The sequence below is a fragment of the Streptomyces sp. NPDC007971 genome (genome assembly GCF_042958635.1).
In the GTDB taxonomy this organism is placed as follows: Bacteria; Actinomycetota; Actinomycetes; order Streptomycetales; family Streptomycetaceae; genus Streptomyces.
This window is the reverse complement of record NZ_JBIBJK010000019.1, coordinates 38854-55721: the sequence shown is the minus strand read 5'-3', so window position 1 is coordinate 55721 and position 16868 is coordinate 38854. Positions and strand designations below refer to the sequence as shown.

At 72.4% G+C, this 16868-nt stretch carries 18 protein-coding genes and 2 pseudogenes; 7 read left to right on the top strand and 13 right to left on the bottom strand.

Going from position 1 to position 16868, the window contains the following annotated elements:
- Nucleotides 1-48: 48 nt before the first annotated feature.
- A complete protein-coding gene (locus tag ACFZCP_RS33350; RefSeq protein ID WP_391434743.1) occupies nt 49-246 on the bottom strand; it encodes an Rv0909 family putative TA system antitoxin in 198 nt (65 codons plus the stop codon).
- 223 nt (nt 247-469) lie between these two features.
- Between ACFZCP_RS33350 and ACFZCP_RS33345 the strand changes: the two genes are divergently transcribed.
- A complete protein-coding gene (locus tag ACFZCP_RS33345) occupies nt 470-2947 on the top strand; it encodes an AAA family ATPase (protein WP_391434740.1) in 2478 nt (825 codons plus the stop codon).
- Between the two features lie 227 nt (nt 2948-3174).
- On the opposite strand, the gene ACFZCP_RS33340 is transcribed toward ACFZCP_RS33345, so the two are convergent.
- The 5 genes and pseudogenes from ACFZCP_RS33340 to ACFZCP_RS33320 form a co-directional block, all read right to left on the bottom strand.
- Nucleotides 3175-4074, bottom strand: a complete 900-nt coding sequence (locus ACFZCP_RS33340; RefSeq protein ID WP_391434734.1) for a universal stress protein — start codon at nt 4072-4074, stop codon at nt 3175-3177.
- A 320-nt stretch (nt 4075-4394) separates the two neighbouring features.
- Nucleotides 4395-5051, bottom strand: a complete 657-nt coding sequence (locus tag ACFZCP_RS33335) for a CBS domain-containing protein (protein ID WP_391434729.1) — start codon at nt 5049-5051, stop codon at nt 4395-4397.
- Between the two features lie 309 nt (nt 5052-5360).
- A pseudogene (locus ACFZCP_RS33330) lies at nt 5361-6011 on the bottom strand (STAS domain-containing protein); the annotation flags it as partial.
- A 105-nt stretch (nt 6012-6116) separates the two neighbouring features.
- Nucleotides 6117-6551, bottom strand: a complete 435-nt coding sequence (locus ACFZCP_RS33325; RefSeq protein ID WP_391434726.1) for a hypothetical protein — start codon at nt 6549-6551, stop codon at nt 6117-6119.
- Nucleotides 6552-6581: 30 nt separating this feature from the next.
- Nucleotides 6582-7034: an SHOCT domain-containing protein gene (locus ACFZCP_RS33320; protein ID WP_362697059.1), complete on the bottom strand. Its 453-nt coding sequence runs from the start codon at nt 7032-7034 to the stop codon at nt 6582-6584.
- Nucleotides 7035-7482: 448 nt separating this feature from the next.
- On the opposite strand from ACFZCP_RS33320, the gene ACFZCP_RS33315 reads away from it, so the two are divergent.
- The 3 genes from ACFZCP_RS33315 to ACFZCP_RS33305 all read left to right on the top strand — a co-directional run bounded on the left by ACFZCP_RS33315 (nt 7483) and on the right by ACFZCP_RS33305 (nt 9878).
- Complete coding sequence (locus ACFZCP_RS33315) at nt 7483-7917, top strand: hypothetical protein (RefSeq protein WP_391434723.1); 435 nt, start codon at nt 7483-7485, stop codon at nt 7915-7917.
- 219 nt (nt 7918-8136) lie between these two features.
- A complete protein-coding gene (locus tag ACFZCP_RS33310; protein WP_391434720.1) occupies nt 8137-8835 on the top strand; it encodes a pyridoxamine 5'-phosphate oxidase family protein in 699 nt (232 codons plus the stop codon).
- A gap of 341 nt (nt 8836-9176) precedes the next feature.
- Entirely contained in the window at nt 9177-9878 is a 702-nt protein-coding gene (locus ACFZCP_RS33305; RefSeq protein ID WP_391434717.1) for a CBS domain-containing protein, read from the top strand.
- Nucleotides 9879-9987: 109 nt separating this feature from the next.
- Here ACFZCP_RS33305 and ACFZCP_RS33300 read toward each other — a convergent pair whose 3' ends face one another.
- The 6 genes and pseudogenes from ACFZCP_RS33300 to ACFZCP_RS33275 form a co-directional block, all read right to left on the bottom strand.
- A complete protein-coding gene (locus ACFZCP_RS33300) occupies nt 9988-10341 on the bottom strand; it encodes a VOC family protein (RefSeq protein WP_391434711.1) in 354 nt (117 codons plus the stop codon).
- 142 nt (nt 10342-10483) lie between these two features.
- Nucleotides 10484-11149, bottom strand: a complete 666-nt coding sequence (locus tag ACFZCP_RS33295) for a CBS domain-containing protein (protein ID WP_391434708.1) — start codon at nt 11147-11149, stop codon at nt 10484-10486.
- A gap of 26 nt (nt 11150-11175) precedes the next feature.
- Nucleotides 11176-11634 (bottom strand): cyclic nucleotide-binding domain-containing protein, encoded by a 459-nt coding sequence (locus tag ACFZCP_RS33290; RefSeq protein ID WP_391434703.1) that lies wholly within the window; start codon nt 11632-11634, stop codon nt 11176-11178.
- A gap of 275 nt (nt 11635-11909) precedes the next feature.
- Nucleotides 11910-12422, bottom strand: coding sequence for a DUF2231 domain-containing protein (locus tag ACFZCP_RS33285; protein WP_391434700.1), 513 nt, complete (start codon nt 12420-12422; stop codon nt 11910-11912).
- A 207-nt stretch (nt 12423-12629) separates the two neighbouring features.
- Nucleotides 12630-13876, bottom strand: a pseudogene (locus ACFZCP_RS33280) (GNAT family N-acetyltransferase); the annotation flags it as partial.
- 30 nt (nt 13877-13906) lie between these two features.
- On the bottom strand, nt 13907-14077 hold the full coding sequence (locus ACFZCP_RS33275) for a hypothetical protein (RefSeq protein ID WP_391434697.1): 171 nt from the start codon (nt 14075-14077) through the stop codon (nt 13907-13909).
- Nucleotides 14078-14168: 91 nt separating this feature from the next.
- Between ACFZCP_RS33275 and ACFZCP_RS33270 the strand changes: the two genes are divergently transcribed.
- Nucleotides 14169-14462 carry a hypothetical protein gene (locus tag ACFZCP_RS33270; RefSeq protein ID WP_362697077.1) on the top strand — a complete coding sequence of 98 codons (294 nt, stop codon included), beginning with the start codon at nt 14169-14171 and terminating at the stop codon, nt 14460-14462.
- Between the two features lie 168 nt (nt 14463-14630).
- Nucleotides 14631-15122: a hypothetical protein gene (locus tag ACFZCP_RS33265; RefSeq protein WP_391434694.1), complete on the top strand. Its 492-nt coding sequence runs from the start codon at nt 14631-14633 to the stop codon at nt 15120-15122.
- Nucleotides 15123-15140: 18 nt separating this feature from the next.
- On the opposite strand, the gene ACFZCP_RS33260 is transcribed toward ACFZCP_RS33265, so the two are convergent.
- Nucleotides 15141-15356: a dodecin gene (locus ACFZCP_RS33260; RefSeq protein WP_361124008.1), complete on the bottom strand. Its 216-nt coding sequence runs from the start codon at nt 15354-15356 to the stop codon at nt 15141-15143.
- Between the two features lie 255 nt (nt 15357-15611).
- Here ACFZCP_RS33260 and ACFZCP_RS33255 point away from each other — a divergent pair, with 255 nt between their 5' ends.
- Entirely contained in the window at nt 15612-16868 is a 1257-nt protein-coding gene (locus ACFZCP_RS33255; protein ID WP_391434690.1) for an extracellular solute-binding protein, read from the top strand.

Below are 16868 nucleotides of genomic sequence, written 5' to 3'. Positions count from 1 at the left end.
CCGCGATTCTAGCCAGGGGCCGCACGGCGGCAGTGGCCGCCCCCGCTGCTACTGCTGCGGAGGCCTGTTCGGGTCCTGCGGCCTGGTGCCCAGCTCGTCCCTCAGCTTGTCCTGCGCGGTGTCGACCTGTGACCGGTACTTGTTGCCGGTGCGCTGGTCGACGTAGTCGCCGCCCTTGTCGATGCCCTTGTCGGCCACGTCTTCGTGGCCCTTGAGCATGCCCTTGATCTTGTCCATGAAGGACATGACAGCCCTCCTCGTCACTTGAGGCTTGCACTTCCAGCGTCTGCGCTACGGGCGCGGTCCGCATCTCGTGCCCCGGGATCCGTGCCGGCAGGAGCCGGGATCGCGCCTGGCGCCCCCGGCATCCACGCCGATGCGGGGAAGTGCCGTTTGTGTCAGTTTGGGTACACGGGCGCCGGCCCTGCCCGACACGGACGCCTGCCCGCCTCCAGAAAGGCCTGCCCCCATGAGCACTCCAGGTTTCGGCTTCGGACGCAGTCCGTTCGAGGAGTTCGACGAGCTGATGTCCCGGTTCTTCGGCGGCAGCGGACCGGCCGCGTCCGCCCGCCGACCCCAGCGCGTCGACATCGGCAGCCTGCTCTCCGAACGCGCCCGTGACCTGGTGGCCGAGGCCCGGGACATCGCGGCCGCCGAGGGCAGCGAGGAACTCGACGCCCGGCACCTGCTGGCCGCCGCCACCTACAACGACTCCACCCGGCGGCTGCTCACCGAGGCGGGCGCCGACCCCGACCGCATCCGCGCACAGCTCGGCACCGGCGCGGACGGCGGGGAGAAGACCGAGCCCACCACGCTCACCCCGTCCGCCAAGCGCGCCCTCCTCGACGCCTACCAGCTCTCCCGCGCCGAGGGCGACTCCTACATCGGGCCCGGCCATCTGCTGCGGGCACTCGCCGCCAACCCGGAGTCGGCGGCCGGGCAGGCGCTCGGCGAGGGCGGCTGGGAGCCGGCCAGGCTGCCCGCCGAGGGAGCGGGCGAGCGGAAGAAGCCCAGCACCACTCCGACCGTGGACGAGTACGGCCGCGACCTCACCGAGGACGCCCGGGCCGGCCGCCTGGACCCGGTGATCGGCCGCGACGAGGAGGTCGAGCAGACCATCGAGGTCCTCTCCCGGCGCAGCAAGAACAACCCCGTGCTGATCGGCGACCCCGGTGTCGGCAAGACGGCTGTGGTCGAGGGCATCGCCCAGCGCATCGTCGCCGGTGACGTGCCCAGGACCCTGGAGGGCAAGCGGCTGGTCTCGCTGGACCTGGCCGGCATGGTGGCGGGCACCAAGTACCGGGGCGAGTTCGAGGAGCGGCTGAAGAAGCTGCTGGACGAGGTGAGCGAGCACAGCGACGAGCTGGTGCTGTTCCTGGACGAGCTGCACACCGTCGTCGGCGCCGGAGGCGGCGGCGAGGGCGCCCTGGACGCGGGCAACATGCTCAAGCCCGCGCTGGCCCGTGGCGAGCTGCACCTGATCGGCGCGACGACCGTGGACGAGTACCGCAGGCACATCGAGAAGGACGCCGCCCTGGAGCGCCGCTTCGCCCCCATCCTGGTCGGCGAGCCCACGGTGGACGACACCATCGAGATCCTGCGCGGCCTGCGCGACCGGTACGAGGCCCACCACCAGGTCCGCATCACCGACGAGGCGGTCGTCGCCGCGGCCGAGCTGTCCGACCGCTACATCACCTCCCGCTTCCTGCCCGACAAGGCCATCGACCTGATGGACCAGGCCGCCGCCCGGGTCCGGCTGCGCGCCAAGACCCCCGAGCCCGACACCCGCGAGATCGAGGACCGCATCGCCGCCCTGAGCCGGGAGAAGGACCAGGCGGTCGCCGACGAGGAGTACGAGCGCGCCAAGGACCTGCGCGACCGGATCAAGGACGCCGAGGCCGAGCTGGCCGCGGCGGGCAAGGCGGACGAACACGCGGCGAAGGTCACCGCCGAGGACATCGCCCAGGTCGTCTCCCGCACCACCGGCATCCCGGTGTCGCAGCTCACCGAGGAGGAGCGCGAGCGGCTGATGAAGCTGGAGGAGCACCTGCACGAGCGGGTCGTCGGCCAGGACGAGGCGATCACCGCCGTCGCCCGCGCGGTGCGCCGCGCCCGCGCCGGCATGAGCGACCCCCACCGGCCCATCGGCAGCTTCCTGTTCCTCGGCCCGACCGGCGTCGGCAAGACAGAGCTGGCCCGGTCCCTGGCAGCCGCCCTCTTCGGCGACGAGGGCCGCATGATCCGGCTGGACATGAGCGAGTTCCAGGAGCGGCACACCGTCTCCCGTCTGGTCGGAGCCCCGCCCGGATACGTCGGTCACGAGGAAGCCGGCCAGCTCACCGAGGCGGTGCGCAGGCAGCCGTTCACCGTGCTGCTGCTGGACGAGGTGGAGAAGGCGCACCCCGACGTCTTCAACACCCTGCTCCAGCTCCTGGACGACGGCCGGCTCACCGACTCCCAGGGCCGCACGGTCGACTTCAAGAACACCGTCGTCATCATGACGTCGAACATCGGCGCCGACCGCATCCTGGCCGCCGGCACCGAGGACTACACCAAGGTCCGCGACGCCGTCATGCCCGCGCTCCAGCAGCACTTCCGGCCGGAGTTCCTCAACCGTATCGACGAGATCATCGTCTTCCGCGGCCTGGACCGCACCCAGCTGCGCCAGATCGTCGATCTGCTGCTGGAGCACACGCGGCGCCGCCTGCACGCGCAGGACGTCACCATGAAGGTGACCGACGCGGCCGCCGAACTGCTCTCGAACCTCGGCTACCAGCCCGACTTCGGCGCCCGGCCGCTGCGCCGCACCATTCAGCGCGAGGTGGACGACCGCCTCGCCGACCTGCTGCTCTCGGGCGAACTGGGCCCGGGCGACCGGGCGGTGGTGGACGCGGCGGACGGCTCCGTGGTGATCCGCGCGGACAAGCCGGCCGCAGTGGAGGGCTGAGCGGCTCGGCCGCGGGGCACGGACGGCGAGGCGAGGCGCCGAAGGAACTGCGGCAGCGTCGGCGCGGTGGTACGGGCCGGCGGTGACGAGGCCTTCGTCGCCGCCCGTCTCCTCCGCGACCGTGTCGTCAAGGGCTGACTCCTGCGAAGGCCTCGGCGCCCTCCTGCGAAGGCCTCGTCACCGCCGACACCTTCGGAGCCGTCTCCTTCGGGTTCGGGGCCGTCCCCTCAGGGCCCGTCCTGGGCTGGGGCCGGCTTCGACGGAACGGCGATCACCGGGCAGCGGGCGTGGTGCAGCACTCCCTGGCTGACGGAGCCCAGCAGCATGCCGGCGAAGCCTCCGCGGCCCCGGGTCCCCACCACCAGGCCCAGCGCTTCGGCGGAGGCCTCGGTGAGCACCTGCACGGGATGCCCGACGACCAGTTCCTGGTGCAGGGTCACCTCCGGGTAGCGGGCCTGGCGGCCGGCCACGCTCTCGGAGAGCAGCCGGCGGCCCTCCTGCTGCGGGGCGTACTCGTCGAAGATCCTGAACGGACCTGCCTCCCAGGCGTACAGGGCCCGCAGCTCGGCGCCGTGCAGGGCGGCCTCCTCGAACGCCACGTCGACCGCGGCGGCCGAGTGATCACTGCCGTCGACGCCGACGACGTAGTACGCGGGCTCCCGGGTGATGTGCTGCGGCTCGGGCACGACGACCACGGGGCAGTGCGCGTGGGCCATGACCGGAACGGCGATCGACGCGGAACCGAACACCTCCTGGGCCCGGCTCAGATGCCGCGAGCCGAGCACGAGGGCCGTGGCGTCCCGGCTCTGCTCACGCAGCACCCACTCGGGTTCGCCCTCCGCGAGCACGGCGTCCACCTCGACCTGCGGGTACCGCGCCGTGACGAAGGCCGCGGCCTCTTCGAGCACCTGCTTTCCCGCCGTGTGCAGTGCCTCGTTCCAGCCCTCCCAGGACGGCGGGACCTCTCGTCCCCGGTAGCCCCTGGTCGGTACGCCCTCGGCGTGGACCGGACGCAACGGCACCCGGCGGCGTGCGGCCTCGTCGGCAGCCCAGGCCAGTGCCATCTGCCGGCCGGGATCCGGATCCAGACCCACCACGACCGGCCGACGCTCACCGGGCCGCGACACGACGGCCTCCAGCCACTGGCCCGCCGGGATCGGACGGCGCGTGCCCGGATGCGGCTGCCGGGTGCGGCGCAGGTGCCGGACGCCTCGTGCGGACGCCGGGCCCCTTGCACGGCACGGTCCGGTCGTTCTTCCTCGTTGCCGCGGGAGCGGACATCTCTCCAGCCTCCTCCCAGCGGTGGCGCGGGGCGGCGCCACCGATCCCCCGGGGTTCCCGACGCGGTCGGGAACCCCGGGGCCCTTGGTTTCCTCGGCGGTGGACTCGCGGTCGTCCCGGCCGGCGTCGGCCCGCCGCCGGGGCCGTCAGGGCAGGCGGGCCGCGCCTACCGCACACCCACGCTCCGGGTGAGGTCGAACTCCACGTCCACCACTCCCTCGACGGCACGCACCAGCCGCGCGGCGACGGGGACCAGTGAGGTGTCGTGGACCTGGCCCGTCAGCGTGACGACTCCGTCCTCCACGTCCACCTGGATGACCGAGGACGTGATCGGGAACAGGTACGACACGACCTCACGCCGGATCTCCTCGGCGATGTCCCGGTCGTCGCGCAGGAAGACCTTGAGCAGGTCGGCGCGGCTGACGACGCCCTCCAGCAGGCCGGTCTCGCCGACCACGGGCAGCCGCTTGACCTTCTCGCGGGCCATGATCCGTGCGGCCTCGGCAAGGGTGGCGTTCGCCCGGACGGTGAAGGCGGGCGAGGACATCAGGTCCCCCGCGGTGACCGCACCGGCCTTCGCGACGTCGGCGGGGCGGCCGAGGGGTGCGTAGCCGTCCTCGGGGCTGTCCCGGAGTTCCTCCGCCGGCAGCAGGTCGGCCTCCGAGACCACGCCGACGACCCGGCCCTCGCCCTCGAGTACCGGCAGGGCGCTGACCTGCCAGTCCTGCATCAACTCCACGACCGCCTTGAACGAGGCCCGCCGGCCGACCGAGGCGACGGTGTGGGTCATGACATCACTGACGATGCACGGGGTGCCGTACATGGGGACCCCCTGTGGTCTTCGGTGGGCGGTTCTGCTGCCTCCAGCGTGAGCCGGTTCGCAGGGCCGCGAAAGGGGTCCCTCGGCCCCCGGAGGGGCCGTTCGGCCTCCCGCCGCCCCGGCTCCGCAGTGCTGCTCTGCCTTCCTACTGTTCCGGTTGTCCGCCGCCCCGGCTGACTGCCGTTTCCGGCTCCCCGTCGGACCGTCGGACTGCGTCACCCTCGGTCCGGCCTCCGTTTCCCGTCGGCCCTGCCGTAGGTCCGGTTTCCCCTCTGCCGTCGGTCCGCTTTCCCGCAGGTGCGGCACGAGAGGTCACCGGCCACGGCAGGACCGGTACGCGTCCCCCGCGGTGGGCAGTGTCGGGAAGATGTGATCGGCGCCCACGGAGTCGGCGAGGCCGTAGGCCTGCAGGTCGTCCAGCAGGTCCTGCTTGACCCGCGCGAGGGCGAACACGATGCCGCGCCCCGTGAGCTCCTGGCGCAGGTCGTCCACGGCGTCCAGGCCCGTGATGTCGACCTCCACGTTGGCCTCGGTGTTCAGGCCGAACCAGTGAACCGGCTCGGCCTGCTCGTCGACCGCGGCCAGTGCCCGGCGGCGGAAGTCCTCCGCGTTGGCGAAGAACAGGGGCGAGTCGTAGCGGTACACGAGCAGACCCGGGACCGTGCGGGCCTCGGGGTAGTCGTCGACGTCGTGCATGCCCGCCACCCCGGGCACCAGACCCTCGATCGCGTCGTGCGGACGTGCCACCCGGGTCAGCAGCTCGGCCACCGACAGTCCGACGGCCACGAGCACCCCGTGCAGGATGTCCAGGGCGAGCACGCCCGCGAGACAGCCCAGCGCCAGGAAAAGCTCACGGCGCCGGAACGACGCGAGGCGGCGGAAGCCCGGAATGTCGACCATCCGGACGGCGGCGTAGACCACGAGCGCGCCGAGCACAGCCGCGGGCGTGGGGGTCAGCAGCGGGCGGGAAGAACTCCTTGCCGGCCGTCGGCACACCGGTGAGCTTGGGCAACTGGTCCACAGTCATGATCAGCGCCACGCCCGCGAGCTAGCCGACCGCGAGACCGCTCAGACGGTGTGCTGTGGGCCCTGCGCGCCGGTGTCCCTGGGCTGCACCACGCACAGGGCCCAGATGACGAGTCCCGAGAACGCGATCATCAGGGTGGACCACACGGGGGAGTACGGCAGGGACAGGAAGTTGGCGATGATGATCAGCCCGGCGATGACGATGCCGGAGACCCGTGCCCACTTGGCCGTCTGGAACAGTCCCAGGCTCACCACCACGGCGACGGCGCCCAGGATGAGGGTGACCCAGCCCCAGCCGGTCAGGTCGAACCGGAAAACGTAGCCCTGCGTCACGAGGAACACGTCGTCCTTGGCGATTCCCATGATGCCGCGGAAGATGTCGATCACTCCGGCGACCATCAGCATGACGGCGCCGAAGAGCATCAGCCCGCTCGCCCAGTGCTGCTTGCGGACCTGCGTGGTGCGTGTCGTGCTCATCTCTGTGCCCCGATCGGATGCGTCCGGTGATCAGCGAGGGTCGGTGGTGGCCGAGGGGGAGGCGCGGCCCGTGGGGCCGCTGTCCGTCAGGACCAGTTCTTTCGCCCTGCGGAACTCCTCCTGCGTGATGTCGCCGCGGGACCGCAGTTCGGAGAGCCTGACGAGTTCGTCGGCGCTGCTGGTGCGGTCTCCGGCCGATGTCTCACGGACGTAGGAGTCGAACATCTGCTTCTGCGCCCGGGCCTGCTCCGCATCACGGCGGCCCATGTCCTTGCCGCGGGCGATCAGGTAGACCAGGACGCCGAGGAACGGCACCAGGATCACGAAGGCCAGCCAGCCGGTCTTGCCCCAGCCGCCGAGCGAGTCGTCGCGGAAGACATCGAAGACGATCTTGAAGAGCAGGAAGAACCACAGGATCCACAGGAAGAACCACAGCATGGTCCAGAAGGCGGCCAGCAGGGGATAGTCGTACGCGAGGTACATCTGCGTCGTCCCTTCGTCGCCCTCCCGAGCCGTCACCCGGATGGCGCTTCGACTTCACAGTGCGCGAGGCGAGGGGGCGGCGGCCTCACACGGTGCGGGTGAGATTGCGGTGGGGCCCCGGCGGCCGGTCCGGCGGCCCGAGGGCGGGCCGGGCGACCGACCGCCTCCGGCATCGCGGCGGCCGTAGTCCTGCCGTGGCGCAGGTGGGGCGGCGACGGGTCGCGGGAGTTCACGCGGGGACGGAAAATGGCAATGGCCCAGGTCGGTGCCCTTCGGATCCCTGTGGAGGCCGAGGCACGCCTTGCTGACCCGTAAGCGCGGACGCCCGCCACGCGCATGCCTGCATTTCTGAATTTCTGCATCTCCGCAAGCCCGCAAGCCCGCAAGCCCGCAAGCCCGCAAGCCCGCAAGTCCGCAAGCCGCAAGCCCGCGAGAAAGCGAGACCGGTATGCAGAGGACGACGCTTCCTTTCGAGAACTGGGCAGTGCGCTGGGCGACGAGCGCCCGGCGTGCGCCCGAGGGGCGCCTGCTCGCCGGATTCCTCGTGGACCTCGTGGCCGACACCATGCGGGTACGGCAGGCCAGCACCGTCTGCTTCCCCCTCGAAGCCGCGGCTCGCGCGCTCGGTGTGGGGCCGACGCGTCTCAGCTCGGCCCTGCAGTGTCTGGCCGAAGCGGGTCTGCTCACCTGGCACGCCGACGGAACCCCGGACGCCCCGGACGTCACGGTGACTCTCCTCCTCCCGGCGGTCGAGGAGGACGTGGCGCGCGTGACTGCCGTCGGCGCAGCACCAGCGTTCGGCCCGGCCGTCCGGTTCGACGCACAGCTTCGGCCGACGGTGCCGGCGCTTGCGGCAGACCTCCCGGCAGACGCGACGGGGTGAGCGGGGCCGGTGCGGGCGCCGTTCGGCCGACGGCGAGGGTCGTTCGGCCCAAGCGCGCCTCCCCGGGCGTTGTCCAGGCTTGACGGTGTGCGGCAGCCCGGGATGGCGCCGGGGCCCGGCACGCGTCCTTCGTCGTACGTGCCGCAAGGCGGTCCTCGGCGAGGAGCCGTGCGCAGACGTCGCCGTCCCCGCGGCCCGACGTGAAGAAGGTGAGTGATCATGGCCGAACAGACCAAGGGGCGCGTGGCGGCGGAGGCCACCGCGAAGGTTGCCACCGAGGCACCACTGGGCGATCTGGGGCGACGGCTCGCCGCGCGGCGGGTGGAACTCGGCCTGACCCGGGGACAGCTGGCGGCACGGGCCGGAATGGCAGTGACCTACCTCAGGTACCTGGAGGAACATCCTGGCTCCGCGCCGGGCAGCAGCGCGCTGATGAAGCTGGCCGAGGCGCTGGAGACGACCGTCTCCGAACTCACCGGCGGCGCGGTGGACCTGCCACCGGGCACCGGACGGGCCGGGCGCGCACCGCAGTTCACCTGGATGCGTCCCGGCGAGTGCCGCACCCTGCTGGCGATGCACGGGGTGGGCAGGCTCGCGGTGCCCACGGCCACCGGGCCGGTGATCGTGCCCGTCAACTACAGTGTCGTGGACGGGGCGATCGTCTTCCGGACCGCGCGCGGCGCGACGCCTTCCCTGGCGGACGGCTGCCAGGTGGCCTTCGAGGTCGACCGCATCGACGACGCGTTCAGCGAGGGCTGGAGCGTCCTGGTCCGTGGACCCGCACGCGCGGTCACGGACCCGCAGGAGCAGCGGCGCTACACGGAACGCGCCTACAGCACCCCGTGGGCCGGAGGCTCCCGCAGCCTGTGGATGCGCATCGATCCCTTCACCGTCACCGGACGCCGGATCACCGTGTGAGGCGGGGCCCCACGCTGCGGCCCGGACGCGTGCCGGGGGTGACGTCCGCCCCGTGGACACAGCGGCGGAGTGACACCGCGTCGAAGTGACACAGCGGCGGAGCGACACCGCGGGGGACCGGTGCCGCTCCTGTTCCCACTGTCACCCATGTCCCGCTCCCTCTCCAGTGCCGGTCGGGCCGTCTGCGTCCGTTCCTGCGAAGAAGGTGCCGGCAGGTCACGCACCTGCCCGTCAGGTCTCGCACCGGACCGGGGTACGGGCCACTCGGCCCATGCACCGAAGGCGTGCGTGTTGCAGGCTGAAGGTGTCGTAGGACGGCATCCAGGCATCTGGAGGACGCCATGGACGGCACGGCGACCATCGTGAACGACGTGATGACGCACAGGGTCGTCGCCCTGCGCACGGGTGCGGCTTTCAAGGACATCGTGAGGACCATGCGGCAGTGGCAGGTCATCGCTCTCCCTGTGCTGGACGACGCCGGATATGTGGTCGGTGTCGTGTCCGAGGCCGACATGCTGGCCAAGGAGGAGTACCGCCGGGGCGATCTCGGCGGGCACGGGCAGGCGGAGCCGGCCGCGGGTCTGCGGAAGGCGGGCGCGGTGACCGCGGGCGGTCTGATGACCGCCCCGGCCGTCACCGTGACGCCGAACGCCACGCTCGCCAACGCGGCACGACTCATGGCCCGCAACAACGTCAAGCGGCTCCCGGTCGTCGATCACGACGGCGCCCTCAAGGGCATCGTCAGCCGCTCCGACCTGCTCAAGGTGTTCCTGCGAGCCGACGAGGACATCGCCGGGGACGTACGGCGGGACGTCGTCCTGCGGCTCTTCGGCACCTGTGCCCAGGCGGTGCGGACCGAGGTGCGCGACGGTGTGGTGACGCTCCGGGGCCGGGTGCGCGACACCTCGCTGATCCCGCTCGCCATGCTGCTGGCGCGGGCCGTGGAGGGCGTGGTGGACGTGCACTGCGAGCTGAGCGGTCTGCCGCGCCGACCGGACCTCGATCCTGATCTGCCGGACCCGCAGCGGGCGACTCCCGCCTGACGACGGCCGGAGGCCCGCGAGAGGGTCGTTCAGGACCCGACCTGGTGGCCTCCGGGGGGCCTGTGCCCGCGGCGGCCTCCCGAGGGCCTGTGCACGCGGCAGGACACGGTCAGGCGGGCTGCCACAGCTCGACCCGATTGCCCTCGGGGTCGGTGACCCAGCCGAATCGGCCGATACCGTCCATGTCCTGGGTCTCCTCGGCCACGTCCGCTCCCTTGGCGCGCAACTGCGCGAGCATCGCGTCCAGGTCGCGGACCCGGAAGTTGAGCATGGTCTGCTGGGCGCGGGACCCGAAGTAGTCCGTCCCGGACTCGAAGGTCGCGAACACCGTCCCGCCCGGTTCCTGACGCCACAGGCCGTGCTCGTCGGCGTCCAGGCCCAGGCAGTCGCGGTACCACGCGTTCAGGGCCGCCGGGTCGGTGGCCCGCATGAAGTAACCACCGATTCCAATCACACGTTCCATGCCGCCATCCTGCCAGGACGGCGATCGGGCGGGGCGGCACCACACCAACGCCCGCTGCACTCCCGTCCCCGTCCCGGGGAAACCCGTAGGGGCCAGGGGCCAGGGGCCAGGAGCGGAGCAGGGAGGCCGGGCCGGGTCGTTCTCATCGTGCGGGACGCTGCCCGTCGGCCGCGGTGAGTCGGCAGTCCACGGCCACCACTCCCTCGACGCCCCGGACGAGTTGGACGGCGAGAGGAATCCGGGTGGCGTCCGGCACCCGTCCGGTCAGGGTGGCGATGCCCTCGGTCACCGTGATGTGCACAGGCTCCACCGGAGCGGGGAAGAGGGGGTCGACCACGTCGCGCCGGATCTCGTCGGCGAGGTCGTTGTCCGGGCGCAGGAACACCTTGAGCAGGTCGCCGCGGCTGACCACGCCTTCGAGCAGGCCCTCGGCGTTGACCACGGGGAGCCGCTTGACCTTGCGCCGGGCCATGATGCGGGCTGCTTCGGCGAGTGCGGCGTCGGCGTGGACGGTCACGGCCGGGGCGCTCATCAGCTCCTGCGCGCTCACCGCCCCGGCCTTGGCCAGGTCGGACAGTCGGCGCAGCTGGGTGAAGCGGTCCGGATCGCTGTCCCGGAACTCCTCCTTGGGCAGCAGATCGGCCTCGGAGACGACACCGACCACCCGGCCGTCACCCTCCAGCACGGGCAGGGCGCTGACGTTCCACTGCTCCATGCGCTCGACGATGTCCTTGAACAGGGCCTTGCGGCCGACCGCGACGACGGCACGGGTCATCACGTCACTGACTCGATGCGGGCTGCTGCGCATGCTGTCCTCCTCGCAGAGCCGGGTGGTCAGGCGAGGCCGCCGCTGCCGTAGGGGGCGTAGAGGTCGAGCAGCCGGACGCGGGAGGCGTGCAGCCGCTGGGCGACCGTGCGGCCGACCCACACGGCGATGTCCCGGCCGAAGGCGGGGTCGTCGGCGCACATCGTCCGGACGGCCTCGGCGTCGAACTCCCAGGCGCGTACCGGGCTCGTCGTCTCGGCGCCCAGGTGCCAGATGCAGGGCGGGAAGTGCCAGGACCAGCCGATCAGTTCGCCGCGCCCGAGCGTCTCGATGACGGCGGGTCGGCGGCCGGGCACATGCAGGTCGAGGGCGACGGTCCCGGTCCGGACGATCCAGAAGCGGTCGGCGCGCCTGCCCTCCTCGAACAGACGGGTCCCGGCCGCGAAGGAGACCTCGCGGGCCAGGCACATCAGCCGCTCGCGGTGCTCGGCGGGGAGTGCCGCCTTCATGGTGGTGGCGGAGGTCATCGCACCGGCTCCCTTCACGCTGTCTGCCTCCAGCATGGGCAGGTGCGTGCCCCGCCACCACGGGCCGCCCGGGTCCGGCCGGGGCCCTTCGGCCCATGGGCCCCGCCATCTGCCGACCCGCAGTGGTCGGCCCGGCCTCGGCACGACCGGAGGGGAGGTGCCCGATGCCCCTCCCGGACGAGGGACGGTCGCGAGGCGCGGACCCGCCGACCGGGCGCGGACCCGCCGACTGGCCGCGGACCCGCCGACCGGCCGCCGCGGCTGGGCGCGCCCGGTCAGGAGCCGCTCTTCGCCCCTGGCGTCGTCTTCGAGTAGGCGTCGTGCCAGGCGGCCTTCGCGCCGGAGTCGCCGATCCGGTAGACGTCCACCACCGCTCCCACGGCGACGGCGAGCGAGAGCACGCCGACGACGATGCGCACCGGGAGCGCGTTCCAGCGCCTGCCGCCGCTCTGTCCGGGCTCGGCCGGAGCGCGCCCTCCCGCCCACCACACGAGCGCCGCGAGCACGAACAGGGCCAACGCCCAGGGCAGCAGTCCGTCGCCCAGCTCGGTGTGCCGGCGCACCAGGGCGTCGTCGTCCACGTGCCGTTCGAGCCACTCGCCGGCATGGGTGGTCAGCGGCACGCTGATCAGTGCGACGAGCGCCAGGACCGGCAGCAGCACCCCCAGCCTCCGGGCGGCGCGCGGCCACAGTGCGCCCGCGACCAGGGCCAGCGCGGTCAGGGGTATCAGCACGACGACCACATGGACCAGCAGGACATGGGCGGGCAGCCCGTTGACCAGATTCATCGATGCGCTCCTGAGGTGAATGGGGGCCGTCAGCGTGGCACAGCAAGCTCTCAGTCACCTCTGAGGCGGGGAAGCCCGGGGCCGTGTGGGCAGGGCGGTCCCCCGCGGCCGGCACGGCCCGTCGCCCGCCACTTCGCGCACGGCAGGTTCCCCGCGGCGCTCGTGGCGGTCACGACGGCGCCGGCGTTGCCCGGACCCGGGCGTGGCCTTCCTTCGGCTGCGGTGGCGGTGCCGGAGAACGCTACGGGGGTTGCCGAAGGACTCCAGGTGCAGCAGCGCCAGGTCGGTGTGCCCGTCCGCCTCCCACCACTGAAGCATGTCGTTGCCGCTGAGTCGTACTTGTCGCCGAGCGAGACGAAGGCCGACACCCCGATGCCGAGCCGGGCCAGGCCGTCGAGCAGCGCGATGCCGACGCCTGCGGACTGCACGGCGACTCCGGCGCTGCCGGGCCCGGGGTGCCGCGCGGCGAAGGTGGCGTCCAGGCGGACGTCGTCCTCGGTGTCGGCCAGTCCCAGGCAGTTCGGCCCGACGAGCCGCATGCCGTGACGCCGGCACACGTCCATCAGAGCGCCGCTGTGCCGGGTGTCCAGGCCGGCGGACACCACGACCAGGGCCCGCACACCGGCCCTGCCGCACTCCTCGGCCGCCGCGGGAACGGCTGCTGCCGGTACGGCGATCACGGCCAGGTCCGGCACGTGCGGCAGGTCGGCGACGGACCGGCAGGCGTGCACCCCGGCGATCGAGCGGGCCTCGGGGTGCACCGCGTACAACCGCCCGGTGCGGGAGCCGTTGCGGATGTTCCGCAGGATCGCCCGCCCGACCGACCCCGGTGTGCGGCCCGCACCGATCACCGCGACGGTGCCGGGGCGCAGCAGAGGCTGCAGGCTGGCGATGCCGGCCAGCCGTCCCCGGGACTCCACCGCGCTCAAGTGGGTCTCGTCCTGGGTGAGTTCGACCGTGCAGTGCACCTCGGGCCCGTCGAAGTGGCGGGTCACGCGCAGGCCGAGGTCGTGGAAGACCCTGAGCACGTCGCGGTTCTCGGCCAGGGCGTCGGCGCTGAACGCGATGACGTGCGCCGCACGCGCGGCGTGCGCGAGGTGCTCCAGGAGGAGTGTGGCCACACCACGACGGTGCCAGCCGTCGGCGACGGCCACCGAGATGTCCGCCGTGCTGCCGTCCGGCAGGATCTCGTACTCGGCCAGCCCCAGAAGCCGCCCGTCGTACTCGGCGGCCAGCGCGCGGTAGCCGGGCCGGTCGCCTGCGGTCACCCGGTCGGCGGCCAGCCGGGCGGAGGCCGGGTTGGCGGTGAAGAACCGCAGGCGCAGGTTCTGCGGCGACATCTCCTGGTACAGCCGCTGCACCGCCTCACGGTCCGCCGGGCCTGCCTGCCGTATGCGAGCGGTGGTTCCGTCGGCCAGCAGGGCATGCACAGGGGCTTCCTGGACGCCGGTCATCGCGAACTCTCCCTCCGGACGATTGCGTGTTCAGCGTCCGCTCGGCGGGGCCCGGCCGCACAGGGGCTGACCGGGCCCGGCGCGGGCCGAGCGGCCGATGCCCGCGCGGCCGCGGCGGCGCACCATGGAGGAGCGGCGCACCATGGAGGAGGAGCACGCCAGGAGGAAGCGCGGTCCCTGCGGCGGGCGCTCTCCTGCCACGGCCGGGTTCCCGTGGCGGATTCCGCGCGGCCGTGGGCACGCAGCGGTACGGCCGGGGTCCGGGCCGTGCACTCAGGAAGGAGCGGACGTCATGGTCTGGGCATCGTGGACAACCCCCGGGATCTTCGCCGGCCGGGGCGGCGCACGCACCAACGAGGCCGGGATCGTCACCGGCGACCTCACCGTCCACACCACCTGGGACGGCAACGAGGCCGACGTGACCGTCCAGTACACCGGCACGTCCGACTGGTTCACCCTGGCGGGAAGCCCGGTGCCCTGCCAGTCGGAGCAGCAGAGCCGGAATCTGCACCAGGCGGTGGTGACGGCCGTCAGAGCCGGTGGGGGAGCCACCGTCGAGCAGGGGATCGCGCGGCAGACGATCTGAACCAGGGCGGGACCGGCCACGTCCCGCCCTCGGCGGATCAGGGCGTGGGCTCGCGCCGGGAACGGACAACGCCGCTCGGGGTGCCCCACGCCCTTGAGGCAGTGGGGCAGCGCGTGCCAGGGCTCGCGACCCCGGCACGTCCGGAGGAGAGGCCTTTAGAGTGAGCCCGTGACCGACAGCAGCGAGCGGCGGATTGCCGTGTTCGACCTCGACAACACCCTGGCCGACACCGCGCACCGGCAGCACTTCCTGGAGGAGCGCCCGCGGAACTGGGCGGCGTTCTTCTCTGCCGCACCCGGGGACCCGCCGCTGACCGAGGGGGTCGCGCTCGCCCTGGAGACGGCCCGGGAGTGCGAGATCGTGTACCTCACCGGGCGGCCCGAGCGGTGCCGGCGCGACACGCTCGCCTGGCTCGTCGCCCACGGGCTGCCCGAGGGGCGCGTCCACATGCGTGGCAACGCCGACCGCAGGCCGGCCCGTTTCACCAAGCTGGAGGTCCTGCGCCGGCTCGCCCGGGACCGCGGGATCCGGTTCCTCGTCGACGACGACGAGTTGGTGTGCGACGACGCCGAGCGGGCCGGGTTCACCGTCGTACGGGCCCGCTGGGCCGCGAAGTCCGCCGCGCTGGAGGACGCCCAGGAGCGGGAGGGCCGGACCTGAGGTCCTGCTCCAGGGGTCCTACTCCCCGTCCTCGATGCGGAATCCCACCTTCAGACCCACCTGGTAGTGCTCGATCCGCCCGCTCTCGATCTGGCCGCGGACTTGGGTCACCTCGAACCAGTCCAGGTTGCGCAGGGTCTGGTCGGCGCGTGCGATGCCGTTGCGGATGGCCTGGTCGATGCCCTCGTGCGAGGTGCCGACGATCTCGGTGACCCGGTAGGTGTGATTCGACATGCGGGTGCTCCTCTCCGCCGTGGGGCCGCAGCGGTGTGCCTCACGGCCGTCGTGACCGGTGTGTCACGCCGTACTCCACCGTGCCGTATCCGCGCCCGGCGCGCGAGGCGTCGCCCCCCGTACCCCGGGTAGCGCTTGACCAATGCATTGGTCCATACCAAAATCCCGTACACCCGTACGAGCCCCAGTGTTCGTCCCCCACGTCGGGCCCCTTCCCCTGTCCGCACCGCCCCGCACGACAGAACAGGACCCCTCGTGAGACGTCGTCTGCTCGCCCTCCTCTGCGTCACCGGCTCGCTCGTCAGCGCCTGCGGGGTGCTTCCGGGCGGGCACCAGCGGCACACCGTCACCGTGTGGCTGATGAAGGACAGCGCGTCCGAGGACTTCCTGCGGCGCTTCACCGAGGACTTCGAACGCACCCACCAGGACCTGCGCCTGGACATCCGCATCCAGGACTGGACCGGCATCGTGGCGAAGGTCCAGCGGGCGCTCAAGACCGGCGCCGGGGACGGGCCCGACGTCGTCGAGGTGGGCAACACCCAGGTCTCGCAGTACGTCGACGGCGGCGGGCTCGCCGACCTGACACTGGAGTCGATGCGCGACTGGGGCAAGGACGACTGGCTGCCCGGCCTCGCCGAACCCGGCAAGGACGGCAACAAGCAGTACGGCGTGCCCTGGTACGCGGCCAACCGGGTGGTCATCTACCGCAAGGACCTCTTCGAGCGGGCCGGGATCACCGCCCCGCCGAAGACGCGCGACCAGTGGCTCGCCGACACCCGGAAGCTCGACTCCGGCGCGAACCAGGGCGTCTACCTCGCCGGACAGGACTGGTACACCCTCTCCGGCTTCATCTGGGACGAGGGCGGCGAACTGGCCGAGGAGAAGGACTACACGTGGCGGGGCACCCTGGACAGGCCGGCCGCGCTGCGCGGCATGGACTTCTACCGGCGGCTGCAGGCCCTCGGCGAGGGGCCCGTGGACGCCGACGAGGAACACCCGCCCCAGGCCGGGGTGTTCGCCGGCGGCAAGGTGGCGCAGATCGTCGCCGTACCGGGGCTCGCCCGGTCGATCGTGCAGCAGAACCCCGCCCTCAAGGGCGACATCGGCTTCTTCCCGGTGCCGGGCAGGACCGCCGCCAGGCCCGGCACGGTCTTCACCGGCGGCTCCGACCTCGTCGTCCCGCGCAACACCGGCGACCAGTTCGCCGCGACAGCGGTCATCGGGGCGCTCACGGGCGCCAAGTGGGACACCGAACTCGCCCGCACCATGAACTACGTCCCCAACAAGACCACCCTCGCGAAGGCGGTGGCCGGGGAGGAGGGGGTCGCCGCGATGGCGGCGGGTGCCGCACATGGCCGGGCGACCCCCAGCACCCCTCAGTGGGCCGCGGTCGAGGCCGACAACCCGATCAAGGAGTACATGACCGAGGTGCTGGCCGGGGCGGACCCGGCGACCGAGGCACGCCGGGCCTCCCGCAGGATCACCGAGGCCCTCGCCACCGACCTCGGCTGA